Here is a 24,434-nt window from a genome sequence, read left to right on the forward strand (position 1 = left end):
AATGCCGCTCTCCTCTTCCTATCGATTAGATGGGGTCTCTTGTTCTGCCCATTGTTTTAATGTTACATAGTCAACCTTACCGCTCCCTAATAAAGGGAGTTCCTCGATCTCCACAATTTTAGAAGGAACCAATAGTGCTGAGAAGCCTTTAGCTAGCACGTATTCCTTAATCTCACGCATTGTAATAGGAGCAGAGGTGAATAGATAAATGCGCTCTCCTTTTCGCGGATCACCTGTCGTCACAGCAGCGAGCCTCGTATCTTGGACTACCTCCGAAACCAGTTGCTCAACTAAATTTAGCGAGACCATTTCACCAGCAATTTTTGCAAAACGTTTTTTCCGAGCTACAATGGAAATATACCCTTCGTCATCCACTGTTACGATATCTCCGCAATCGTAGTACCCTTCTCTTGGCTCAAACCCTTTTCCATGAAATAGATAGCCCTTCATGACATTTGCTCCATCCACCCAAAGGTTGCCGCCTTCAGCTATGCCTTCAATCTTCTCTAATTCATAACGAATACCTGGCAAAAATTGACCTACTGTTCCCTTTTTATGCTGTAGCGGAGTGTTCAGTGAAAGGATTGGAGAAGCCTCTGTTGTACCATATCCTTCCATTATCCTGATACCGAATTTATCCATCCAAAGCTGTCGAACCTCATCCTTTAATTTTTCTGCTCCCGCCACTACATGACGCATAGCGTAAAAGTCGTATGGTTTGGCAGTCCGCGCATATCCTGCAAGGAATGTAGAGGTTCCAAATAACACGGTACAATTGCGATCATAAGCAATCTCAGGAATCACCTTGTAATGAAGCGGTGAGGGGTAAAAAAACACAGGGATCCCTGTCACAATCGGCAAAATCGTTCCTACTGTTAACCCAAAGCTGTGAAACATCGGTAAGGTATTTAAAAATTTGTCTTTCGAAGTCATATCCATCATGGCCAAGACCTGCTGAATATTATTATAGATATTACTGTGTGTAAGCACCACGCCTTTTGGTTTGCTCTCGCTTCCAGATGTAAATAAAATAAGTTCGCTTTCCTGTAACGGATTCGCCTTTAAAGCACGATGTTTGCTCATATAAGCAAACATCGCTTTTCCTTTATCGGTTGTGCTGATCGATGCTTTTACGTCTTCCAGGTAAATAACCCGAATATGTTTGGCAAGCGAATCAGCCATCGCCTGTAAATTAGCCTTCTGAATAAACTCTCTGGAGGTTAAGATGGTGGAAATACTCGCTGTTTCACAAGCATCCAACACCGTCTGAACCCCCATACTAAAGTTAAGGAGAGCAACCGTCTTGTCTAAATAAAATAACGAAAATAAAGCTACGGTATGCCCAAGTGATGTTGGTAATAATGTGCCGATGCGTTGCTCCTGGTGAACAAGAGTCTGTAATTTATTCCCTAACGCATATGCGCTTATGACCAGCTTTTTATAAGTTATGGACTGGGTTAATTCTTCCCCAATCATCCGGTTTGGACCATTAAGACGACAGGCATCTAGCATTTCATTAAATAATTGCACATGATGCTTCTCTTTGGCATAAAATAATTCTGTTTGCATCGTTCTCAGGACTTTACTGCCAGCCTTTTCCTTTTGAATACGCTTAGATACTCCCTCTTTTGCTGGAATCGTATAGGCCTCACCAATACGGATACGCACCTTGGGGAATAAATGCGTTTTCCACTTATCAGTAATGTAAGAAAATGGTGTTCGTTCAGGCCCTACCAATGTAACAGGATAAATAGTGGCTCCTGTGCGAAGAGCAATATAACCGAGCCCACTATATACTTTCATGATTCCGCCAGTCGTTGTAATTCTGCCTTCGGGAAACAACACCAAAGGTACGCCAGCCTTAACCTCACGCACAATTTTGCGGATGGAATAAAAATTAAAAGGATCAACCGTTATAAATTTTCGTTGTGATAAAAAGCTGGCATATTTTTTGGCAATATCCGTATTGACCACATAGCATACTTCTTTAGGAAGGTTTAAGGCCAGTAATACGGCATCTAAAATTGAAACGTGATTTGGTGCTAACATAACCGGCTTGGAAAAGTCGAGTTTTGAGAGTCCCTCAATCTCAACTCGATAACTCGTATTAACCACCGTTTTTAATAAACTATCTACAATACCCACACCATTCCACCTTTCTCCTTTTGTCTATTTAACTTGCATTCTCAAAAAATCATAACAGACTTGTCAACTAATATATACTTTCATCTCTCTATGCCCAACCATACATTTTTGTAGGATTTGCTTTTTTGTATCTTTTTTCTTAGCATATTCTACTCTCCTTTGTTCAAAACAAGTCTATTTAGCCAGGTAAGAATCAGCTTAAGGAGATTAGCCCTACTCAATCAGCCCTATTTTTTATTTTTTCTGATAAATACCGAAACTAAGTCGTCGTTTTCTGCGTCAAGGATTTTGACAAACGTCATACACTTGTGAAAAAGAACATGAGGAGGAAACCATGAAAAGGATATCTGCTTTATTGCTGTCGTTCCTATTGTTGTTTTCCATGATGCCCCTGCTAGCCCAAGCTAAAAACACAAATTTCTGGGATGTCTCGCGAGATCATTGGGCTTATGAGGCAATCACTGACATGGCCACAAAGGGAATTATTGATGGTTACAGTGACGGTTCGTTTCGCCCTAACTCAAAAGTTACCCGTGCCGAGTTTGCTAAAATTATGATTGCAGCAGCAGGAGTCCAACTGGGGGATAAATGGGGGATTTCTCAGACCTTTAAAGATGTACCTCGCAGCCATTGGGCTTTTACGTATGTCGAGTATGCAAAGCCTTACCTGACTGGCTACAAATCAGGCTCAACCTACAGCTACAAGCCTGATCAGAATGCCGTGCGTGAAGACATTGCCGTAGCTTTGGTGCGCCTGCTAGGCTATGATCAATCAAAATCAGCAAAAGTATCTTTATTAAATCAATTCAGAGATAAAGAAAGAATTTCTTACAATCTTCGCGCCTTTATCGCAATCGCCTTAGATAATGATCTGATTAAAGGCTTCAACGATGGTACCTTCCGACCACAAGATGCCATTACTCGTGCGGAAGCCGCCTCTCTATTGTACCGTGCTAAATTAGATGAGCAAAAAGTGGTTTTCCCAACGGATCCTACTTCTCCTGTCCCGCAACCAAAGCCTGATCAAAAAACAAGGGAAGTGGTTGATGATTTTTCAGATAATCAATTGAAAAAATGGAACAGTGCACGAGGAACTGGATCGTGGGTGGTTTATGATAAACGTGTAACAGCTTATAGCAATGACAGAGCTCTAAAGCATTATCTCCTTCCGCTAAAAGATAAGGTAAGCAGGGATGATACAGAATGGGAAATATCAGTAGATATTATTCCTGTCAAAACCGATGCGGAAGCCGGTATATTTATTAATGGTAATGACGGAGAAGCTGATATTGTTTATCTAACAAAGGATTCCCTGCAGATTCGCCACCTTCCTGATCCTGAAAAGAAAGAGACAAAAGCTATCGCCAGCATTGCCACCAAGCTAACAACACACAATAGCCTAAAAATAAAAGCTAGCGATGATACATTATCCGTTTATCTAAACGGCACCAATATCTATACGCTACAAAATGTGAAATGGGATCATTCCGAAATAGGATTATACATGAGTAAGGATGCTTTTAAACAAATTCCATCAAAGACTACCTGGTTTGACAATTTCACATTTACCGCTACAAAAAAATAAAAAAAGCTGGTCTCCTGAACATTTCGTTACATGATAAAGGTACAATTTTTTATATTTTGGTACCTTTGGCGAAATGTATTGGGAAGCCAGCTTTGTTTTGCTGTTTTACAGATTTTTTTTTAAAATCACCATATCTAAAGCACGAATTCCATTTTCCCAAATTGGATAGGGGTATTGCAAAAAGAAATCGGCTTTGATTCCTGTAATTCGAAACCCTACCTTTTGATAAAACGCTAGATTATCCAAGCTGGAATTCGCTGTTCCTACAACCATCACCTTATAGTTGGCCTCTTTAGCCTTCTCTTCCAAACACGAAATGAATTGTTTGCCGTAGCCCTTTCCCTGCTCTCCTCTACATACCGCAATATTTTTAATTTCGACCATTTCCTCGGTACACGGAAGCAAAATGGCGATACCGAGCAAACGCTCCTCCGTATAAGCAGCGTACATATCTCCTCGATGCTTATAGCGCGCAATCATTTCTTCTGATTCATTAGCCTCTAACAACAATCGATCATATTCACCTTTATCCCGCTCTTCCATGGGTACAAGGACTACAGTTACCTCCTCTGACAAATCGCTCTTCCTCTCTTACATGGACTTCTTGACTTTCTCCTCATATATTAAACAAATCACACCGAAAAATCCATCTTTTCTGAATACTCCTTTTCCTAGCAGAGATTTTCATGACATTGTGTATAATGGAGAAAGACACCTCTCTTACAGGAGGGTATTTGGGAAGGGGTTTTACTGTGTATTCTGAACTACTGCACTCTCCGTTTACCTGGATTGACTCGGGCATCTACCGACAATCTCCGGTAGAACCGATCGCATTGGATGAAGCATTAGCTACTGCTATGAAAGAGCCTAATGCGAAACCGATTATCCATCTATGGATTTATGATAAAGCTTTTTGGTTGGGACGGCGTGACGCCAAGCTTCCGCACTTAGAGCAAGCCTTGAAGGCATACAGTTATGAGGGGTACTCGGCTCTCCTCCGTTCCTCTGGCGGTGCATGTGTTCCACTGGACAGCGGTGTTTTAAATATGGCTATTTTATTCCCACAATGCAATCTGGCAATTGATGATTTTTATAAGCTAGCTGCTGAAATTCTATCAGTCGGGCTTGCTGACTACGGGAAGATTGAACTAGGAGAAGTCGTAGATTCCTATTGTGTAGGTGACTATGATTTTGCGCTTTCCGGTAAAAAAATTGGCGGAATGGCTCAACGCCGTACTCGCTATGGTTCCATTTTACAGCTCTGTATCAATATTGAGGGAAGCGGAATAGAACGCGGAGCCCTGATGGAAGACTTCTATCATCAAGCCGGACTATATGAAATGGAAGTGGCCCAGCGCCCTGTTCCAGCCGTCCGAAAGGAGACGATCGGGAGTATCTCCGAGCATATGGGACGTGCCATCTCCGTAGATGAAGTAAAAGAGCAGCTTTATTCAGCTATTTCAAAAAAATGGACAGCTCCCAAAGGAGAATTGCCTTTGACAGAATCAGATAAAGAAGTCGCAATCCAGCATTTAACGGGGCGCCTTGGTCTCTTCTCTTATACCGCAGCAGAGATTCAACAATCTGATTGGCGGTTACTAAAATAAAGTCATATTCGATGAGCTCCTTTGCATATCTATAAAAAAGACATCTTCTCATTCAAAACCTGAGGATTGATCCGCTCAGGTTTTTTCTTTTTTCATCTTTTTTGAGCCTGAATTGATCAGCATTACATATAGACTTTCGATCCGGACTTGTAAAAATTTGCTCAAGTTACTTCTACTCTGTTTTTCATCTCATTTCAAATAGAGAAAAAAATGCATTTTTGTTTAATTTTTTATACAATACAAGAAGAATGTCCATTAACAATGAAAGGTAAGGAGGATCTTGCATTGATTAATCCTCAAGCTAAGCATATTTTCAATTACCCGATTATGGATTTAATATTGCCCGCCTCAAAAGTAGCTCATGTTCAATTGGGCAATTCTTTGGAACACGCTTTATTAGTATTGGTCAAAAGTAGATATTCGGCCATTCCTGTATTGGACTCTTCCTATAAAGTGATGGGACAAATTAGTAAAACAATGATATTGGAATCCATTCTAGGATTAGAGCGTGTGGAGTATGAAACTTTGCACGAGCATCATGTAGAAGAGGTCATGGAACGTAACATCCCTCGTTTACGCCCTACTGACTCTTTTCAACGTGCTCTAGAATTATCCATTAATCATCCGTTTGTATGTGTCGAGGATGAGCAAGGTGTCTTTGAAGGAATTTTGACTCGTAAAGCAGTTCTTGCCCTCGTGTACCACCATTTCCGTAACGCCGAATAATACAGTCTCAGTCCCCCGTGGTGATGTTAGAAATGAAGGAAAGGCCCGCATCCAGCTTGATGCAGGCCTTTTATTACATATACGCTTTACCTTTTGGTATGCTATGATCCCTTTACCAATAGCATGATGCATGGCCGTCTACCAGTCTTCTATCAATTCTTATTTTTTCTTTTTGTACAAAGTAGCTCCAAATTCAAGCGGGGTTTTATAAGCTTGATAGAACATGGCCTTCTCACCTGCTTTGAAAAATGAGTATCTTTGATCCCTTACGTTCGCCTCAATAAAATATGGTAATCCAGCCCGGTCAATCCCCATATCTAAGCCCAGATCAGCTAGTGACGGTTCATGCTGCTCTAGCTCCTCTGCAATGGCAAAGCATGCAGCCTTTAAACGATTCACAATGATGGGAATACTTTGGGTAGCAAACAGCGAGCCCAGAACTGGTTCCAATTTTACTGCCTTGCCACCTTGTGCTAAGTTACTTAATTTATTGGTGGGATTTGCCAACTTTGCTACCATCCCTGATATCTTCCATTCATGTAATTGATTTTTTTGAATAGAAACACGCACATCAAAAGTTCGATTCTGATACCTGCAAAGCGGAATACCTTGTTGAATAATGTAGGTTTTGTTCTTGATCCAGTTTTCCACAAACTGTACAAGTTCTTCTACATGCTGAAAGCTTTCCTTTGTTCGTGACGAGCAGAAAAAATATCCCTCTGCCTTACGTTCTATTCGAGCAACTCCAATCCCTACTGATCCGACTACCGGTTTGATGTATATAAAAGCATATTTATTCAGCATGTCGGTAAAGGCTTGTTTACGAAATAGCTTGGTTTCCGGAATATAATGACGTAAATTATCCTGTCTCCACAGTCTCTTGTGCACCCTCCATTTATTGCGTGTAACAATCCCGTTATACACTTGGCTTATTTTTTCTAATTTTTTTATCCGAAAAATCGTAGCTTTCTTACCAGAAAGTAACCGATTGTGAATAACTTTTGGGATTATAAAAGTGGAAGGCACCAGTTTCTTATCTCTCCACACATAGCCTTTAATTTTATTCGTGGCAAAGTTAATTTGATCAGCATGAAAAAACACAGTTTCTAGTCCAAGTCTAGCCCCAATCTCTACATAAAATGCCAGCCGCTCATAGGTGTGTCGTTGCTGTCTGTTCAAGGAAATAACTTTCTTATTAAGCATGATTCCGATTTTTTCCACATTCATCCCTTCCTACATCATTTCTTCAGTACATTTTTCTTTTTTATTACTCTATGTAGACAGCAGACAGATGGGTTGCCTATTTTTTCTGCTCGATTTCAACTGAAAAAACCGAGTAATGAATCTGTCCATTACTCGGTTAGGGCTGACGATATCTGTTTTGTTCTTATCTTTTTTCAATTGCAATGATAAAAGGAGCTTGGTTTTGTTGATTCATATATTGATAACGAAGCACAAGGTATTCTGTCTGCGGCAGTTTTTCACAATAATCAACAACTGCCTCCTTCTCAATAGCCCCTGCTTCATGCCCCCAATAAATAATGATCGTCATGATTCCGCCAGTCCGAAGCTTATCCAATCCGGCTTCAATAGCACGAATGGTGGTATTAGCCTGTGTCGTAATATCCTTATTTCCGCCTGGTAAGTACCCTAAATTAAACATAACAGCTCCGATTTCTACCGGAATCTCTTTAATTTGCTCGTGGCTGGTTAATAATAAATTCACCCGCTCTACTACCTGTTCGCGCTCTAAACGTGCTCGGGTTTTCTCAATCGCTTCTGCTTGAACATCATAAGCGTACACTTTTCCTCTTTCCCCAACTAACTGAGCAAGAAATAATGTGTCATTTCCATTGCCCATAGTGGCGTCCACTACAGTCTCTCCCTCTCCTACTCGCTCTCTAATATATTGACGTACAACTTCTAGAACATTTGGAAACACAGTAGCTCTCTCCTTTTTATATCTCTATCTGTAACCCTATCCTTGCAACATGGCATGATTCCCCATATGCGCTTGCTTGCTCGTATACATCCTCGTCTTTTGTGTTATGAAATAGATGCGTAATTAATAATGCTTTTGCTTTTATACCATTTGCAAGCTGAGCAGCTTGCCGCACTGATAAATGGCCAGTAGGCTTATTCGGTTCAAAGCCGTCAAGATACGTTCCTTCACATATAAATAAATCAGGCTCCATAACCCTCTCCCAGTCCGTTTTCATTCCTGTATCCGCACCATAGAGGATTGTTTTTCCATTATGCGTAAACATCATGGCATAACATAAAATGGGGTGGTCTGTTTTGACAAAACGAACAGTGACGTCTCCTACAATCACGTCTGTCTGCTCAGTTATAGGCTTAAAAATTGTTGCTTCTTTATAGACCATTTGACTGCTATATTCGACTGGCTCTGTCGGAGCATAAATGGGTACAGGTTGATCGGCGCGTATCCCTTCTACTCTTTGATGCACATTCAAACCATACTGCAAAACTCCAATATCAGCAATATGATCTTGATGATAATGTGATAAGAAAACCGCATCTAGCTGATGAATTGGTATGTATTTTGTTACCTGACTGATTACCCCGCTCCCACAATCAATTAATATATTCTTCGATCCTGTTTGTAATAAATAACCAGGGGTAGCTCCTCCAGGTCCTGGATACGGCGATTGAAAGCCTAACACAGTGATACGCATGTTTTCACTCTCCATTTCATAGGATGTAGTATGGTGGACAGGAGGTACTCAATGCAAAATTCATGGAAAACTATTTTGCAGATCGCCTTTACTTATATCGGAACGGTTGTAGGCGCTGGATTTGCTTCAGGTCGAGAGATTCTCGAATTTTTTGTACGGTTTGGACCCTATGGCTTAGTTGGCATTGGCATTGCTAGTCTATTATTTGTCTGGTCTGCTATACAGGTAATGCTGGTAGCACAGCGTATACAGGCCAAATCCTATCAGGAAGTTAGCTTCTACCTATTTGGCAAAACGATCGGCACTTTTTTTAATACAACGTTACTTCTAGTTCTCATTGGGACAACTTCCGTCATGCTTGCTTTTACTGGTTCCCTTTTTAAAGAATCGTTCCATTTACCAGCTCAGCTTGGGATTTGGGCAAGTATGATATTTATTTTCCTGGTAACAGCTAGAGGTATGGGTGCTATTCATATGGTAAATAGTATTTTTGTTCCAATCCTTATTGGATTTACGCTGCTTGTCTTCTTCTACACGAAGCCTTGGGATAGCACTGCCTCCGTAGCCGGATTGCCTCTTGATGAACTAGAAGCTGACGGATGGATCCAATCTCCCATCTATTATGTATCGCTTAACGTGGCATTAGCACAAGCAGTCCTAATCCCTATAGGACGAGAATGCCCCTCTAGGCGTACTATCATTTGCGGAGGTTTAGTTGGCGGTCTGGGCATTGGCTTTCTTCTTTTTCTTGCATATGCATCATTATTGGACAATATGCCCCACGTTCAATTTGTAGATACGCCTACTATTTTCATTTTGTCTGGACTAGGCAAAACGATTACCTTTCTTTTTGCATTACTGGTTTATGCGGAGGTTTTCTCCTCGCTTGTTGCCAATCTGTTTGGATTAGTTGAACAGGTGAAAAGCTATATTAACGTTCATTTTTCACTAATCCTATTGATCATACTGCTAATCTGCTATGGGGTTAGTTTCGTAGGATTTAGTTCTTTGCTTACTATATTGTACCCGCTTTTTGGACAGATTGTCGTGTTCTTTTTGGTGATGCTATTTTATCGCCAAATGATGGATCGATCAAAGCGATTGAATTGATATTTGCAGGTAGCATAAGCTGATTCTGTATGTTACTAGAATCAGCTTGTTTGTATTATCTTGCAATGTTCCCTGCCATCTCAAAAAAAAAAATCATCCCCTCATAAACACTATTGTAGCAAAAGAAATCCGTTTTGCTGCCAAGTGTACATGAAGGGATGTTTTTTATGTGGTAAGAATCGTTATACTTGCATTTGCTTTACGCAAATTCCGCTTGTAATTGATTAAAGAGCTCTTCACCAAGATGCAAATCCTTTTTCACAAGGGCTTCTTGATCAAATCCTTTAACCAAGTCCTCATAGCGCTGTTGCTCTGTATTTTGGTATATAATACCTGTTAGCAGGCCATTGTTCGCCATCGAATGGGACATTGCCATAATTTTATTGTGCTTGTCATAGCCTTCAATGCTATCAACTGGAACAATATTTTGTTTGAACCAGTCATATGTGTTTACTTTATTAAAGGTTACACAGGGGCTAAATACGTTAATTAACGAGAAGCCTTTATGTTGTATTCCCTTTTCGATAACATCTGTCAAACCTTTTAAATCACTGGATACAGACTGAGCCACAAAAGTAGCTCCTGCTGACAGAGCTAATTCGATAGGAGAAATAGCTTGTTCAATCGCACCAGCAGGAGTAGATTTCGTCACAAAACCTGCCGCAGAGCGTGGCGATGTTTGACCTTTAGTAAGTCCATAAATCTGGTTATCCATCACAATATACGTAATATCCATATTGCGACGAATCGCATGTACAGTATGCCCCATACCAATAGCGAAACCATCCCCGTCTCCACCAGATGCAATGACAGTTAATTCACGGTTTGCCATTTTTAGACCTTGGGCGATTGGTAAAGCTCGGCCATGCACACCATGGAAGCCGTAGCAATTGATATAGCCTGAAATACGTCCTGAACAACCAATACCAGACACGACGGCCAAGTTTTCTGGTTCTAATCCCACGTTTGCTGCTGCCCGCTGAATCGCAGCTTGTACGGAGAAGTCACCACACCCTGGACACCAGTTTGGCTTGGTACTATTGCGAAACTCTTTGAACGTCGCCATCTTTTATCAGCCCCTTGACTTGTGTATAAATTTCGTTCGGCAAGAACGGATTCCCATCGTATTTTACCACGTTCTCCAATCTATCAGCACAGCCTACATTCAATTTCACCAGGTTGGCGATTTGACCAGTCGCGTTATTTTCAACCACAATAATTTTTTTAGCTTGATCTACGTATGGCTTGATTGCTTCTACAGGGAACGGATGCAGCAATCGAATTTGCGCATGATTTACCTTTAACCCGTCTGCTTCTAAGCGTGTACGCGCTTCTTCCACTGTACCTCCGACAGAGTTGATCGAAACCAACAGTACATCAGATTCTACGCCCTCACCATTAATGCGAACCGGTGTAGGGAATTTAGAAGGAAGCACGTCTAATTTTCGTAAACGTTTATCCATTTGCGCCTTGCGGTTAGTTGGGCTTTCCGATGGTTTACCTGTTTGGTCATGCTCTACCCCTGTAACGTGGTGAAGACCATACTTTTGTCCTGGAATGACGCGTGGAGATACACCATCCTCCGTTACTTGATAACGCTGGAACATCGCACCAGCTTCTGTTTCTGGAAGGTCCTGACCCGCAAGCAGCTTTCCTCGACGAATCTCAACACGTTTATAATCAAGCGGTTCAACGGTTTGCTTACCGAGTGACAATGCCAAATCCGTAATCAAAATAACAGGGACTTGATATTCTTCCGCAATATTAAAAGCCTCTACTGCATCATAGAAGCACTCTTCAACCGATGTAGGTGCCATTACTACCTTAGGAATTTCACCATGCGTACCATTGATCATGGCATTAACATCTGATTGCTCTTGTTTTGTAGGTAGACCTGTAGAAGGGCCGCCACGTTGTGTATCTACAATCACGACAGGCATTTCGGTCATTCCTGCTAAACCAATTGCCTCCATCATGAGAGACAACCCAGGACCGGCTGATGCTGTCAAGGCACGCACACCACCGTAGCTAGCTCCAATTGCCATCGTAATAGCGGCGATCTCATCCTCTGTTTGAATAACTGTGCCGCCAAATTTCGGTAATTTTTTAATAAGATATTCCATGATCTCAGACGCTGGTGTGATTGGGTATGCAGGCATAAAGCGGACTCCAGCCGTCAAACAGCCTAGAGCTATCGCATCATTGCCGATCATGAAAAGACGTTTATTTCCATCTGCCGGTTCTAGTTGGAACTCTGGAAGTTGTCCACCTGTTAATTCATTTACAAATTGTGCTCCCCGAGTAATCGCTTTCATGTTTAATTCGACTACTTTTTCACCTTTACGCAAGAACATGTCCTCTACAATGTTTCGGTATCCCTCAACTGGGATACCCAAAATTGCGCTGGTTGCCCCAATCGACACCATGTTCTTCATTAAAGAAGTACCCAATTCATCAGCAATTTGAGTTAGTGGAACAGCTAATAGGCGAACAGACTGTATTCCTTCTGGCAACACTGGGTTGAATTTAGCATCTGCTATGATGACTCCGCCTTCACGTAACTCTGGAGCATTTACATCAATCGTTTCCTGATCAAACGCTACCAACATATCTAGGACATCCGAAATGGCCTGAACAGGCTTCGTGCTTACACGAATCTTGTTATTGGTGTGTCCTCCTTTAATACGCGAGGAGAAATGACGGTAACCATACAGATAATAACCCATGCGGTTCATGGCAATAGAGAAGATTTCACCCGTACTTTCAATACCTTCCCCTTGTTGTCCTCCAACTTTCCAAGAAAGTTGACTAATCATGAAATTCCACCCCTTCAGCGACTGTGAGAAAATCTACAATCATCATTCAATCCGAACTGCACACATCTGTTCAATCATTATTTGTCTATGTAATATAGTAGACAAATTGTGAAGAATTTGTGTATAAGCAAGACCAATTTTAGACCTAGCTTATTTAAATTGCAAGTACTTTTACTTAAGATGGTTGCATTGTGTTAATAAATGTACTCGGTATATTAATGATCTTCTGAAGTAATTGTAACATGTTCCCATAAAGTCGCAACTATTTTTACTAAAAATTTAGAAGGTTTTGTCCTTCTGTTGAAGTTGATTCATTAGCTATTCTTTATATCTTCGTTGATTTCCGTGCTGAAAGCAAGTCATGTTTATTTATTTGTTATTTGACTGCTTGTACATCTTTTTTACGATGTATTTTTGAAATCATTATATGTAAAAACGATAAGAAAGCCAAGCCAATCGACTAAAAGGCTTGGCATTTAACTCTCTATGCTTTAGCAGGCTTGTTTGCTATTCGGCAAATAAAAAACCTGTTTATTCCAAGAGGACAAACAGGTGAATAGGTAGTTTAGTTCTCTATCATCTGGGTTCTACAATTAATTTTATGGCAGTACGTTCTTCTCCATCAATTATGATGTCTGTAAAGGCTGGGATACAAATCAAATCGACACCACTAGGCGCTACGAACCCACGTGCGATAGCTACTGCCTTCACAGCTTGATTGAGCGCCCCCGCTCCAATGGCTTGAATCTCAGCGGCCCCGCGCTCACGGAGTACGCCTGCAAGAGCACCAGCAACAGAGTTGGGGTTAGACTTTGCTGAAACTTTTAATACGTCCATCCTTTGTACCTCCCGTCAGATAGAAATAACTCTTATCTCTAGAATGATATTCGCATAACCCCTAAAAATTCCTGCCTTTTACGATTAATATTCGCAAAATTCGAATCTACCTTGTATTATTCCATAAAAGGACAAGCGGCGTCAATTCGAATTCGATCTATCTTTGTCGTTTTTCCCGTGGAATTATCGAGGGTAAAGAGAACACCGTTTAATTGTGTCGGCCCTTCTGCCACTTCAAATCTAACAGGTAATTGTGTTAAGAATTTCTTTATAACCGCGCTCCGCTCCATACCCAGAATCCCATCTGTTGGACCGCACATTCCTGCATCGGTAATATAGCCTGTCCCATTAGGTAAGATTCGTTCGTCTCCTGTTTGTACATGTGTATGTGTTCCAACCATGGCACTAATTTTCCCATCCAGATACCAGCCTAGTGCCTGTTTTTCTGAAGTAGCCTCAGCATGCACATCTACAAAAATAAATTTGGTGCGCTTTCTTGCTTCTTCTACTAGCCGCTCCGCTGTTTCAAATGGACACATCAATGGTGGTAAAAAGGTTCTTCCTTGCACATTAATGATGGCAACCTCTCCCACATGTGTTTGGACATAGGTAAGACCTCTACCTGGGGTCCCCTCAGGAAAGTTTGCTGGGCGAACAATACGTGAATCCTCATCGATAAAATCAAAAACTTCTCGATTATCCCACGTATGATTCCCCATCGTAATCGCCTGAACACCCACCTGAAAAAGCTCATTAGCAATTTTTCGTGTAATTCCCCGGCCATGTGCCGAATTTTCACCATTAACTACAATCAGATCAGGTGCATATTTTCGTTTCAGACGCGGTACATACTCTTTGACAATTTCTCTTCCGGGAGACCCTACAATATCTCCAATGAACAATAATTTCATTCTAATCACCTCTACTATTCATTCTAAAGAAAACGGGCGATGACCAATCCGCTGCCTTCAGCAGGACTTGGTTGTACGTATAGAGATGAGAATGTAGATACATTTCTATCCGTCAAAAAAATAAAGTGGCATCTCGCCACTTTATTTTTACTTCGCGTATTCAACAGCGCGGGTTTCCCGAATCACCGTTACGCGTATATGTCCTGGATAATCCAGCTCATTTTCAATACGTTTCGTAATTTCTCGAGCTAGCCTCATTGACTCAGCATCATCGATTTTTTCTGGCTGTACCATCACGCGTACTTCTCGGCCTGCTTGGATTGCATATGATTTTTCTACGCCGTCGAAGGACTCAGAGATCTCCTCCAGTTTCTCCAAGCGTTTAATATATGTTTCCAAGGTTTCACGGCGAGCGCCCGGACGTGCAGCAGAAAGGGCGTCAGCTGCAGCTACTAACATCGCAATGACAGAAGTAGGTTCTGTATCACCATGATGCGAAGCAATACTGTTGATAACAACAGGGTGCTCATTGTATTTCTTCGCTAGTTCCACACCAATCTCTACGTGAGAACCTTCTACCTCATGATCAATTGCTTTACCGATATCATGCAGCAAACCTGATCTTTTTGCCAGTTTCACGTCTTCTTTTAATTCCGCAGCCATTAGGCCGGCAAGATGAGCCACTTCCATTGAATGCTTCAAGACATTTTGTCCGTAACTTGTACGATAGCGCAAACGTCCTAAAATTTTTATTAAATCAGGATGTAATCCGTGTACATCTGTCTCAAATGTTGCTTGTTCCCCGTACTCACGAATACGTTCATCTACTTCACGTCTTGATTTCTCTACCATTTCCTCAATACGAGCTGGGTGAATACGTCCGTCTGCCACCAGCTTATCGAGGGCCGTTTTAGCAATTTCACGTCGAATCGGGTCAAAGCCTGAAAGAATAACTGCCTCAGGAGTATCATCAATAATAAGATCAATACCAGTTAGTGTCTCTAGTGCTCGAATGTTACGACCTTCTCGACCGATAATTCGACCTTTCATTTCATCATTGGGAAGAGTAACAACTGAAACGGTCGTCTCTGCCACATGATCAGCCGCGCAGCGTTGGATTGCTGTTGTGATAATCTCACGAGCTTTTTTATCAGCGTCCTCTTTTGCTTGCGTTTCAATATCCTTGATCATAATTGCCATGTCATGGCGCACTTCGTTTTCTACGTTTGTTAGAATAATTGTTTTTGCTTCTTCTTGAGTTAGTCCTGAAATGCGTTCGAGTTCAGCAACCTGATCTTTATATAATTGCTCAACCTTGGCTTGCAACTCAGTAATTGATTTTTCACGGTCGCTTTGTTCTACTTCTTTACGTTCCAATTGGTCCAGCTTTCGGTCAAGAGACTCCTCTTTTTGAAGGATACGTCTCTCTTGACGCTGAATTTCGTTACGACGCTCTTTGATTTCGTGATCAGCATCTGTACGCAGCTTAAACACTTCATCTTTGGCTTCTAAGACTTTTTCCTTTTTCACTGCCTCCGCATCGCGTTTCGCTTCTTCGACGATTTGCTTCGCCGCCTCTTCTGCGCTTGAAATTTTGGCTTCTGCAATGGATTTACGTAAGAAGTATCCGACCCCAAAACCAATTGCTAGTGCTACCAACAATAGCAAAACTAACAATAGTGGGTTAGATAGATCCATACGTGTTCTCTTACACCTCCTTTGTCTATGACTTTTACATTTCTCATACAAATATTTTTTTCTTGGTGATTCCTATCATCTTCGTATCTCGTACACAAAATCAAAAACAAGTAAGAGCGAAGAAGGAAACATTTGGCATCCATAGCCTAAAAAACAAGACCGATGCGACTCGGTCGACTGCAATCATGATAGACATAGGTCTCATGGATGTTCAGTTATGGATTGCTAATCGCAAAAAGTTATCAAACACCAAGTAATACAAACCTATTTTATTATTTGCGAACAAGCCTTGTCAAGGAGTAGACCTTGCGGGGAGTAGGATTGCTTCGTTAGGGAAGGATTATACAGTATACGCCCTCACTACTCGCCATCTTCCTCCATCCAGTTTTTTGTTCTCCATTCATTTCTTAGCTGTTGAACAATGGAATGTGAAAATCCTTTCCGTAATAAAAATTGTAAGAGCTTATGCTCTGTTTTTTGATCAATGGGTGTTGTTATTCTTGCCAGTTTTCCTCGTAACAAACCACGCGCTGCATCTAGCTCCTGTTCATATTCTATTCTTCCCAATACTTTCTCTATCAAACTTGGGGCAATTCCCTTCTGCTTCAATTCCATCTTGAGCATATAGGCTCCCCGGGGTTTCAAACGCAGTCTCTCTTCTACCCATTTTTTAGCAAACAGTTCATCATTTACATATCCTTCTCGCGTACACTTCTCCACTACCTGTTCCGCCAGTTCTAGTGAAAACTCTTTGCCTATTAAATATCTTTCTACTTCTCTAGAACTGCGCGGACGATAGCTTAGATAATTAATAGCAGCCAAATAGGCTTTATTCTCATGATCCGCTCGTAAAACCTCTGCGAAAAAATTACTATCTATCTCTGTTCCTTTCATCAAGTGGTACTTAATGAAGACTTCCTCATGCACTTCAAATGCAAATTCATAGTCTAAATCAATTAAATACACTTGTTTTCTTTTAGAATCCCTATGAACGGCCGTGATTACCCCTGAGGTTTTCATGTTTCCTCCTATTCTAATCGAGAATGCTTTTTCTTCACATAAAAAGCCTGCCGCACAGAATACGACAGGCTTACATCTCTTCTACTCTAAATCAAAAGTTGGCTCTTCATCCTGCTCTGGGTCGAGAACCGCTTCTCCCTCTGGGATGGAATTAGGATTCAAGCTGTAATATTCTCGAATTTTTTGGTCAATCTGAGCTGCAATAGCTGGATTCTCTTTCAAGAACTGTTTTGCATTTTCACGGCCTTGGCCTAAACGTTCCTCATTAAATGCATACCAGGCGCCGCTTTTAGCTACAATGTCCAGCTCAGCTCCAATATCCAGAATACTTCCTTCTTTAGAAATACCTTCTCCATACATAATATCGACTTCGGCTACTTTGAACGGAGGAGCTACTTTATTTTTTACAACTTTAATTTTCGTCTTTGTACCTACTACATCATTGCCTTGTTTAATTCCCTCTGCTTTACGCACATCAAGACGTACACTAGCATAGAATTTCAAAGCTCGACCACCAGGAGTAGTTTCTGGGTTTCCAAACATAACGCCCACTTTTTCACGCAACTGATTAATAAAGATCGCAATCGTTTTTGATTTATTGATAGCTCCAGAAAGCTTACGTAAAGCTTGAGACATCAAACGAGCTTGTAGACCAACGTGAGAGTCTCCCATTTCTCCTTCAATCTCAGCTTTTGGAACCAAAGCCGCTACGGAGTCTACTACGATAATATCTACAGCGCCAGAGCGTACAAGAGCTTCCGCAATTTCTAAAGCTTGTTCTCCCGTGTCTGGTTGGGATAAAAGTAATTCTTCTATGTTAACACCCAATTTAGCAGCATAAACAGGGTCTAGAGCATGCTCTGCATCAATAAAGGCTGCTTGTCCACCTTGCTTCTGTACTTCTGCAATGGCATGAAGCGCGACTGTTGTTTTACCAGAGGATTCTGGTCCATAAATCTCAATAATACGACCACGTGGGAAACCGCCGACACCAAGTGCGATATCAAGAGCTAAGGCTCCTGTTGAAACAGTAGAAACCTGTGAATGTGCCATTTCTCCCATCTTCATGATGGAGCCTTTCCCGAACTGTTTTTCTATTTGTCTTAAAGCACTCTCTAGCGCAGCGCGACGATCTGACAATAGTGACACTCCCTTTCTCGTTCCACTCAACTTTTTCTTATGTATGTATCATACATCGAGACAGAGGGGTTTGCCAAGTATTTTTTGCGAACAAATATTCGTATAGGGATTATATAGAAAAAAGAAGGCATTTTCACTTAACCTCCATGTGAAAAAACCTTCTGTACAGCCTAATTATGATTTACGTGTCCGCGGTTTAGCAGGCTCTAGATTGATACGTTTACCGTTGATGCGCGTCTGTCTTAACGCCTCATAAACAAACGGAGCAACATCTTCTGGAACTTCTACAAAGGTGAAGTTTTCAAAAATATCAATTCGTCCTACTGATTTGCCCGGAATACCCACTGATTCGGAAATCTCCCGCACAAGATCCTGAGGTTTCATGTTCACATTTCGTCCTACATTTAAGAAGAAACGAACCATTCCTCTTGCTGCACCCGTCTCACCAAAATTGTACCCTTCTTCTTCATCATTTCCACTCGGATCAGTATGAAAAGCGAGATGTAGAGCAGCGGCTGCAACTTTTGCTGGATCATGCTCCTGCATTAGCTCATTCACGATTTCTTGATACATATCATTCGCAGAATCACTTTCAATCAGTGAACGAAGCTGTTCACGTAATTGAGTACGTTTGCGTTCCGCAATCTCCTCCAAGGTAGGCACAGTGCGAGTAACCAAGGATGCTTTCGTTTGCTTTTGAATCACCATTAACTGACGCATCTCTCGAGGAGTGACTAGTGTCATCGCTATTCCCTTACGCCCAGCACGTCCAGTACGGCCGATTCGATGCACATAGCTTTCCGGGTCCTGTGGAATATCGTAATTAATAACATGTGAGACGTTGCCTACATCAATCCCACGAGCTGCTACATCTGTAGCAATCAAAAACTCAATGGTACCTTCCCGGAAGGCCTTCATTACTTTGTCGCGCTGTGCTTGAGATAGGTCGCCATGCAAGCCATCTGCCATATAGCCTCGTGCTTGTAAGGCTTCACTCAATTCATCTACCCCGCGCTTCGTTCTACAGAAAATAATGCCAAGCTCTACATCCTGGCTATCGAGAATGCGGCATAAGCTCTCCCGTTTATTACGTTCGAAAACCTTATAATACACTTGTTCAATAGAAGGTGCTGTAACTTCTTCACGGCTGACTGCCACAGTTTCGGGATTTTTCATATAACGATGAGCTAAACGCTTGATTTCAGGTGGCATGGTTGCTGAGAAAAGCAAGGTTTGACGCTCAGCTTTCATGTGGCTAAGAATGGTCTCGATATCTTCAATAAAGCCCATGTCCAGCATTTCATCTGCTTCATCGAGAACAAGCATTTTTACATTTTCCAAATGCAGTGTCTTGCGGCGCAAATGGTCCAAAACACGCCCAGGCGTACCAATCACCACATGCACGCCTTGTCGAAGCGCACGAATCTGATGACTAATTGATTGACCACCATAGATAGGGAGTGTGCGAATTTTTTTGTATTTGCATATTCTCACTAATTCTCCCGCCACCTGTATAGCGAGCTCGCGAGTCGGAGTCAAAACAATCGCCTGTATACGGTTGACAGTAGGGTTCAAGGACTCAGCCAGCGGGATACCAAACGCAGCCGTTTTCCCTGTACCTGTTTGAGCCTGTCCGATCAGGTCGCCACCCTCTAGTATTTTAGGAATGCAAGCCGCCTGAATTGGTGATGGTTCTTCAAAGCCCATATCATGAATAGCTTGCAACACATTTTTATGTAAAGCTAAATCTGAAAAAATCGTCATGATAGTCACCTTTCTTTTAGTCATTACAGTGAAGCTGCTGAAGCGCATAATATAGAGCATTCTTGGCAACACGCCCAATTATCGCTCTGCGCTGTCCCGCAACTTGCACCTTTTTTACCAAAGTAGGCTGCTTCTCACTGGCGATTCCGATATAGACCAGTCCCACAGGTTTTCCCTCGGAAGACTCAGGTCCTGCTACACCGGTAACAGAAACGCCATAGGTTGTGCCCATCTTTTGGCGAATATTCTCAGCTAAAAGCCGAGCTGTTGTTTCACTGACAGCCCCTTCTGTCTCTAAGACTTCAAGAGGCACATCCAGCCATTGGTGCTTGATTTCATTAGAATAGCAAACAATTCCTCCTCGATATACCTGCGACGCGCCGGGAACCGAGGTAAGCAGTTGTGAAACAGTTCCCCCTGTACAGCTTTCAGCAAAAGCAATCGTCTGTTGTTTTACTAGTAGCTGCTCATAAAGTACTTGGTGCAACGGAGATTCCCCTACTGCATATATAAACTCACCTACACGATTGCGAATCTCCTCTTCAACAGGACGTAGCAATCTCTCTGCTTCCTTTACAGAGGCAGCGCGAGCCGTAATGCGCAACGTTACCTCAAACTCTTTGGCATAAGGGGCAATTGTCGGATTGGATTGCTCCTCAATTAAGTCTATCAGCTTTGCCTCTAACAGAGATTCTCCGATACCAAAAAAGCGAAAGACACGAGAATGAAAGATTTGATGCTCATTTCCTAAAGAAGCCAAAAACGGCATCACATAATTTTCCACCATCGGATACATTTCGCTTGGGGGACCAGGCAACAAGACATATGTAACGTCCTCTTGGGTAATCCCCATCCCTGGTGCCATTCCGTGATCATTATCAAAGACCGTCGATCCCTCAATTACAAGGGCTTGCTTACGATTATTATCAGTCATATCAATACCGCGTCTCTCAAAAAAATCACGAATGTTCGCCATTGCCTTTTCATCCGTGACTAGCTTGTGACCAAGATGGTCGGCCACTACGTCTTTGGTCAAATCGTCCTGCGTAGGGCCCAACCCCCCGGTAAAAATGATGAGATCGGAACGCGATTTCGCACGTTCTATCACTTGTAGCATTCGTTCATAATTATCGCCAACTGTTATGTGATAATAAACATTGATTCCTACTTCAGCTAGCTTTTGCGATAAAAATTGCGCGTTTGTATTAGCAATTTGTCCAAGTAATAACTCAGTTCCAACCGCGATTATTTCCGCTTTCATCACTCTTCATCCCAATCTTTTACGAATATTGAATGACATTGCGATTCTTGGAAAAATAGTCATACCCCGACCAAAGGGTAATCAGGACCATTGCCCAAATCGCGATTTTGTCAAAAGGTATGCCGACAAACTCAAACGGGAAATTATTCATCATTAAGACAGCAATCGCTACGATTTGCACCCAGGTCTTAATTTTTCCCCACGCGCTTGCGGCAATAACCTTTCCTTCCGCCGCTGCAATCATTCGTAGACCTGTCACTGCAAATTCCCGACTAATAATCACTATAACGACCCACGCTTCGATTCGTTGCATCTCAACAAGAGAAATAAGCGAAGCCGATACCAACAATTTGTCCGCCAGTGGATCTAAAAATTTGCCCAAATTCGTAACAATCTTCCGCTTACGGGCAATGTACCCATCTAGACCATCTGTGCTCGCTGCCAAGATGAATACCAAAGCCGCTATCAGCTCATTGTACGTCATAGTTAGAGTCCCGATGGTAAACGTGCCAAATTTGTATTCTACTAGTAGAAAAAACATGACGACAGGAACCAGAAAAATTCTGGCAAGCGTGATGCGGTTGGCAAGATTCAACTAAATAACCTCCCCAGCTAGATCATAATCGTATGAGTGGGTAATTCTCACCTTTACAATCTTACCTAGTTCTCCTTGATAATTTGAAATAAAAACTTCCCCATCGATTTCTGGAGCATCGTATTGGGTACGGCCTACGTAAATGTTGTTTCTACCTTCGTATCTCTCTACTAGGACATCCAATACCTTACCCACGTATTGACCGTTCTTCTCGTTAGCAATCTCACGTTGAATTTCCATCAATATGTTAGCGCGTTTTTCTTTGACATCCTCATCAATCTGATCAGGCAGGCGTGTCGCAGGAGTATCATCTTCATTAGAATACGTAAACACACCTAGACGATCAAACTTAATGTCTTTCACAAAATCACAGAGCTTCAAGAAATCCTCTTCCGTTTCCCCTGGAAACCCAACAATTAAAGAGGTTCTTAAAGCTACATCCGGTACTTCAGCGCGGATTTTAGCAACAAGCTTACGAATATCGGTTTGACGTCCCGGACGGCGCATTCGTTTCAGAATGGCGTCCTCTGAGTGTTGCAAAGGCATATCAATATACTTACAAACTTTCGGGTTTTTAGCAAATGTTTCAATTAACTCATCTGTAAAGAACCCTGGGTATGCATAGTGTAGTCGAACCCACTCAATGCCGTCCACTTCAGACAGTCTGTTCAATAACTCAGGCAGCATTAGCTTGCCGTATAAATCCATACCGTAGTTAGTTGAATCCTGGGCGATTAGCGAAATTTCCACAATGCCTTTCGTTGCCAGATATGTCGCTTCCTCTACGATAGATTCGATTGAACGACTGCGAAATTTACCGCGCATGAGTGGGATACTACAGAATGTGCAATTGTTGTCACAGCCTTCTGCAATTTTGGTATATGTTGTATAAGTTCCTTCTTTTACCTTACGTTTAACCACTTGCTCGTAGTTAAATACAGGATTGCCGATCAGGCTTGTACGCTTGCCAATGAGCGTGTCTTCAATCACGTTAATAATTGACATAAAATCGCCGGTTCCAACAATACCATCCACTTCAGGAATCTCATTTAATAAATCTTCTTTATAGCGTTGGGTTAAACAGCCAGCTACTACCAACGACTTTAATTTTCCGCTCTCTTTTAACTCGGCCATGTCTAAAATCTTGTTTACAGACTCTTCTTTTGCAGCATCGATGAATCCACAGGTATTCACGATAACGACAGTTGCATCATCTGGATTATCAACTAACTCATAACCCTTCTCATCGATCAGATGTGCCATCATATCTGAATCGACCAAGTTCTTCTCACAACCCAAGGTCACTATGGCAACCTTTTCACGGGGTGTTGTCTTTTCGGTCATTTCTCTTCCTCCAATTGCATATTCCAGCCCAAATTCACCTAACCAGTATAATATAAGCAAAGGCGAGTAGTCAAAAAGAGTAGCACTTAAAATCAACTGTTTTCAAGCGTTCAAAGCCTGTATCACATATGGATTAACTCTGATTGCAGATACAATCATTTTAGCTTATAAATAAGTCCTTCTGCTAAAAAACTCCCGCCTCACTTTTGATAGTGAAAACGGGAGTCCATGAGCTTATAAAAAATTATTGTGCCGGCACTTCGTCTTTTTGCAAAGTGAAATTAAACTTAGCCGTTTGCGCTTTAATATCACTCATTGTGATTGGAACCTGATTAACTATTATTTCAAGGGCAGGTGAATAACCTACATGCAGAAAAGCAGTATCTTGTGCCTCTATCGTTTTTTCTTCACCTTTTTTAAGGGTAGATTCAAATAGTTTTTTCCCTCGATCTTTATCTCGCACCTGTACCCAACAAGCACCATGGGTTGCTTTAATCGTCACTGAGATTTTATCCGTATTACCAACCTTATAATTGTAATACCTTCCTTGCTGGGATTCAAAAGTAAGTGTACCCGCAGCCCCAGCACCATCCGTCTCAGGTAAATTCACATCAGGCATCGTAACATCTGGAGGCGTTGTCGTTGTTGGCGGTGTAGCTGTTCCCGGTGTAGTCGGTACCTGTCCTTGACCCGGTGTTTGATTCGGAGTAGGAGCCCCTCCTCCGCCTTGTGTGGTATCAATGATACCTTCAGCAGGCTTTTGAACAGTAGGTGGTGTACTATCCCGGTTCACTAGTGCCATATAAGCAACGCCAAGAACTAAGATGATAAATAGTGTTAACAATGTAGGAGCTACCCAGCTACCGGTTTGAAAAGGTGATCGCCTTTGAACCACATGGCGTCTTTGTAATCGTTCCACCTCTTCTTGCGGCGGTTGGGATGGCAAGTCGGCCTGGTAATGCTCTACGATCTGATTAGGATCCAATCCTACCGCTTCCGCATAGCTTTTGATAAAAGCTCTTGCATAAAAGTGGCCGGGCAACATGTGAAAATCTCCCCGCTCAATCGCTTCTAAATATCTGGTTTGGATTTTTGTCATTTTTTGTATATCATTGAGCGAGATTCCTTTTTCTTCTCTTGCTCTCTTCAATACTTGGCCGAGCTCAGACACAATGTAGC

The 24,434-nt window shown here is 41.9% G+C and carries 21 protein-coding genes; 4 read left to right on the top strand and 17 right to left on the bottom strand.

The window, feature by feature from the left end:
• Positions 1 to 18: 18 nt before the first annotated feature.
• Positions 19 to 2,145: an AMP-binding protein gene (locus QZ995_RS16105; protein WP_301808823.1), complete on the bottom strand. Its 2,127-nt coding sequence runs from the start codon at positions 2,143 to 2,145 to the stop codon at positions 19 to 21.
• Positions 2,146 to 2,479: 334 nt separating this feature from the next.
• On the opposite strand from QZ995_RS16105, the gene QZ995_RS16110 reads away from it, so the two are divergent.
• Complete coding sequence (locus QZ995_RS16110; RefSeq protein ID WP_301808824.1) at positions 2,480 to 3,730, top strand: S-layer homology domain-containing protein; 1,251 nt, start codon at positions 2,480 to 2,482, stop codon at positions 3,728 to 3,730.
• A 105-nt stretch (positions 3,731 to 3,835) separates the two neighbouring features.
• Here QZ995_RS16110 and QZ995_RS16115 read toward each other — a convergent pair whose 3' ends face one another.
• Positions 3,836 to 4,306 (bottom strand): GNAT family N-acetyltransferase, encoded by a 471-nt coding sequence (locus QZ995_RS16115; RefSeq protein WP_301808826.1) that lies wholly within the window; start codon positions 4,304 to 4,306, stop codon positions 3,836 to 3,838.
• 158 nt (positions 4,307 to 4,464) lie between these two features.
• On the opposite strand from QZ995_RS16115, the gene QZ995_RS16120 reads away from it, so the two are divergent.
• On the top strand, positions 4,465 to 5,337 hold the full coding sequence (locus tag QZ995_RS16120; RefSeq protein WP_301808829.1) for a lipoate--protein ligase family protein: 873 nt from the start codon (positions 4,465 to 4,467) through the stop codon (positions 5,335 to 5,337).
• Between the two features lie 285 nt (positions 5,338 to 5,622).
• On the top strand, positions 5,623 to 6,063 hold the full coding sequence (gene cbpB / locus QZ995_RS16125; protein WP_031413780.1) for a cyclic-di-AMP-binding protein CbpB: 441 nt from the start codon (positions 5,623 to 5,625) through the stop codon (positions 6,061 to 6,063).
• A gap of 159 nt (positions 6,064 to 6,222) precedes the next feature.
• Here cbpB and QZ995_RS16130 read toward each other — a convergent pair whose 3' ends face one another.
• The 3 genes from QZ995_RS16130 to QZ995_RS16140 all read right to left on the bottom strand — a co-directional run bounded on the left by QZ995_RS16130 (position 6,223) and on the right by QZ995_RS16140 (position 8,759).
• On the bottom strand, positions 6,223 to 7,284 hold the full coding sequence (locus tag QZ995_RS16130; RefSeq protein ID WP_301808831.1) for a YheC/YheD family protein: 1,062 nt from the start codon (positions 7,282 to 7,284) through the stop codon (positions 6,223 to 6,225).
• Between the two features lie 166 nt (positions 7,285 to 7,450).
• Complete coding sequence (locus QZ995_RS16135) at positions 7,451 to 8,005, bottom strand: class I SAM-dependent methyltransferase (protein WP_301808832.1); 555 nt, start codon at positions 8,003 to 8,005, stop codon at positions 7,451 to 7,453.
• A gap of 16 nt (positions 8,006 to 8,021) precedes the next feature.
• A complete protein-coding gene (locus QZ995_RS16140) occupies positions 8,022 to 8,759 on the bottom strand; it encodes an MBL fold metallo-hydrolase (protein ID WP_301808833.1) in 738 nt (245 codons plus the stop codon).
• Positions 8,760 to 8,810: 51 nt separating this feature from the next.
• On the opposite strand from QZ995_RS16140, the gene QZ995_RS16145 reads away from it, so the two are divergent.
• A complete protein-coding gene (locus QZ995_RS16145) occupies positions 8,811 to 9,869 on the top strand; it encodes a YkvI family membrane protein (protein ID WP_301808834.1) in 1,059 nt (352 codons plus the stop codon).
• 199 nt (positions 9,870 to 10,068) lie between these two features.
• Here QZ995_RS16145 and QZ995_RS16150 read toward each other — a convergent pair whose 3' ends face one another.
• From QZ995_RS16150 to QZ995_RS16205, 12 genes are all read right to left on the bottom strand, one after another.
• Positions 10,069 to 10,935 carry a 2-oxoacid:ferredoxin oxidoreductase subunit beta gene (locus tag QZ995_RS16150; RefSeq protein WP_003341270.1) on the bottom strand — a complete coding sequence of 289 codons (867 nt, stop codon included), beginning with the start codon at positions 10,933 to 10,935 and terminating at the stop codon, positions 10,069 to 10,071.
• On the bottom strand, positions 10,907 to 12,685 hold the full coding sequence (locus QZ995_RS16155; RefSeq protein ID WP_301808837.1) for a 2-oxoacid:acceptor oxidoreductase subunit alpha: 1,779 nt from the start codon (positions 12,683 to 12,685) through the stop codon (positions 10,907 to 10,909). The genes QZ995_RS16150 and QZ995_RS16155 overlap by 29 nt, the downstream gene beginning before the upstream one ends.
• Positions 12,686 to 13,261: 576 nt before the next feature.
• A complete protein-coding gene (gene spoVS, locus QZ995_RS16160; protein ID WP_003337012.1) occupies positions 13,262 to 13,522 on the bottom strand; it encodes a stage V sporulation protein SpoVS in 261 nt (86 codons plus the stop codon).
• A gap of 116 nt (positions 13,523 to 13,638) precedes the next feature.
• A complete protein-coding gene (locus QZ995_RS16165; protein WP_301808839.1) occupies positions 13,639 to 14,433 on the bottom strand; it encodes a TIGR00282 family metallophosphoesterase in 795 nt (264 codons plus the stop codon).
• Positions 14,434 to 14,580: 147 nt separating this feature from the next.
• On the bottom strand, positions 14,581 to 16,131 hold the full coding sequence (gene rny / locus QZ995_RS16170) for a ribonuclease Y (protein ID WP_301808840.1): 1,551 nt from the start codon (positions 16,129 to 16,131) through the stop codon (positions 14,581 to 14,583).
• A 360-nt stretch (positions 16,132 to 16,491) separates the two neighbouring features.
• Positions 16,492 to 17,151: a regulatory protein RecX gene (locus tag QZ995_RS16175; RefSeq protein ID WP_301808842.1), complete on the bottom strand. Its 660-nt coding sequence runs from the start codon at positions 17,149 to 17,151 to the stop codon at positions 16,492 to 16,494.
• An 81-nt stretch (positions 17,152 to 17,232) separates the two neighbouring features.
• Positions 17,233 to 18,291, bottom strand: coding sequence for a recombinase RecA (gene recA, locus QZ995_RS16180; protein ID WP_031413767.1), 1,059 nt, complete (start codon positions 18,289 to 18,291; stop codon positions 17,233 to 17,235).
• A gap of 174 nt (positions 18,292 to 18,465) precedes the next feature.
• The gene (locus QZ995_RS16185) at positions 18,466 to 20,055 is read right to left on the bottom strand and encodes a DEAD/DEAH box helicase (protein WP_301808845.1); all 1,590 of its coding nucleotides are present in this window, start codon (positions 20,053 to 20,055) and stop codon (positions 18,466 to 18,468) included.
• Positions 20,056 to 20,071: 16 nt separating this feature from the next.
• Positions 20,072 to 21,316 carry a competence/damage-inducible protein A gene (locus tag QZ995_RS16190; RefSeq protein WP_301808847.1) on the bottom strand — a complete coding sequence of 415 codons (1,245 nt, stop codon included), beginning with the start codon at positions 21,314 to 21,316 and terminating at the stop codon, positions 20,072 to 20,074.
• Between the two features lie 19 nt (positions 21,317 to 21,335).
• Positions 21,336 to 21,911 (bottom strand): CDP-diacylglycerol--glycerol-3-phosphate 3-phosphatidyltransferase, encoded by a 576-nt coding sequence (gene pgsA, locus QZ995_RS16195; protein WP_003337004.1) that lies wholly within the window; start codon positions 21,909 to 21,911, stop codon positions 21,336 to 21,338.
• Entirely contained in the window at positions 21,912 to 23,255 is a 1,344-nt protein-coding gene (gene rimO, locus QZ995_RS16200; RefSeq protein ID WP_031413763.1) for a 30S ribosomal protein S12 methylthiotransferase RimO, read from the bottom strand.
• Between the two features lie 244 nt (positions 23,256 to 23,499).
• Positions 23,500 to 24,426: a helix-turn-helix domain-containing protein gene (locus tag QZ995_RS16205; RefSeq protein WP_301808850.1), complete on the bottom strand. Its 927-nt coding sequence runs from the start codon at positions 24,424 to 24,426 to the stop codon at positions 23,500 to 23,502.
• Positions 24,427 to 24,434: the final 8 nt, after the last annotated feature.

Source organism: Brevibacillus laterosporus (genome assembly GCF_030489605.1).
In the GTDB taxonomy this organism is placed as follows: Bacteria; Bacillota; Bacilli; order Brevibacillales; family Brevibacillaceae; genus Brevibacillus_B; species Brevibacillus_B laterosporus_E.

Bases quoted from the DNA above. Each gene is read 5' to 3' on its own strand.
- QZ995_RS16155 (WP_301808837.1), bottom strand. From the start codon at position 12,685: ATGATTAGTCAACTTTCTTGGAAAGTTGGAGGACAACAAGGGGAAGGT.
- QZ995_RS16165 (WP_301808839.1), bottom strand. From the start codon at position 14,433: ATGAAATTATTGTTCATTGGAGATATTGTAGGGTCTCCCGGAAGAGAA.
- QZ995_RS16110 (WP_301808824.1), top strand. From the start codon at position 2,480: ATGAAAAGGATATCTGCTTTATTGCTGTCGTTCCTATTGTTGTTTTCC.
- spoVS (WP_003337012.1), bottom strand. From the start codon at position 13,522: ATGGACGTATTAAAAGTTTCAGCAAAGTCTAACCCCAACTCTGTTGCT.
- QZ995_RS16185 (WP_301808845.1), bottom strand. From the start codon at position 20,055: ATGACGATTTTTTCAGATTTAGCTTTACATAAAAATGTGTTGCAAGCT.
- QZ995_RS16150 (WP_003341270.1), bottom strand. From the start codon at position 10,935: ATGGCGACGTTCAAAGAGTTTCGCAATAGTACCAAGCCAAACTGGTGT.
- QZ995_RS16140 (WP_301808833.1), bottom strand. From the start codon at position 8,759: ATGCGTATCACTGTGTTAGGCTTTCAATCGCCGTATCCAGGACCTGGA.
- rimO (WP_031413763.1), bottom strand. From the start codon at position 23,255: ATGACCGAAAAGACAACACCCCGTGAAAAGGTTGCCATAGTGACCTTG.
- rny (WP_301808840.1), bottom strand. From the start codon at position 16,131: ATGGATCTATCTAACCCACTATTGTTAGTTTTGCTATTGTTGGTAGCA.
- QZ995_RS16145 (WP_301808834.1), top strand. From the start codon at position 8,811: ATGCAAAATTCATGGAAAACTATTTTGCAGATCGCCTTTACTTATATC.
- QZ995_RS16175 (WP_301808842.1), bottom strand. From the start codon at position 17,151: ATGAAAACCTCAGGGGTAATCACGGCCGTTCATAGGGATTCTAAAAGA.
- QZ995_RS16190 (WP_301808847.1), bottom strand. From the start codon at position 21,316: ATGAAAGCGGAAATAATCGCGGTTGGAACTGAGTTATTACTTGGACAA.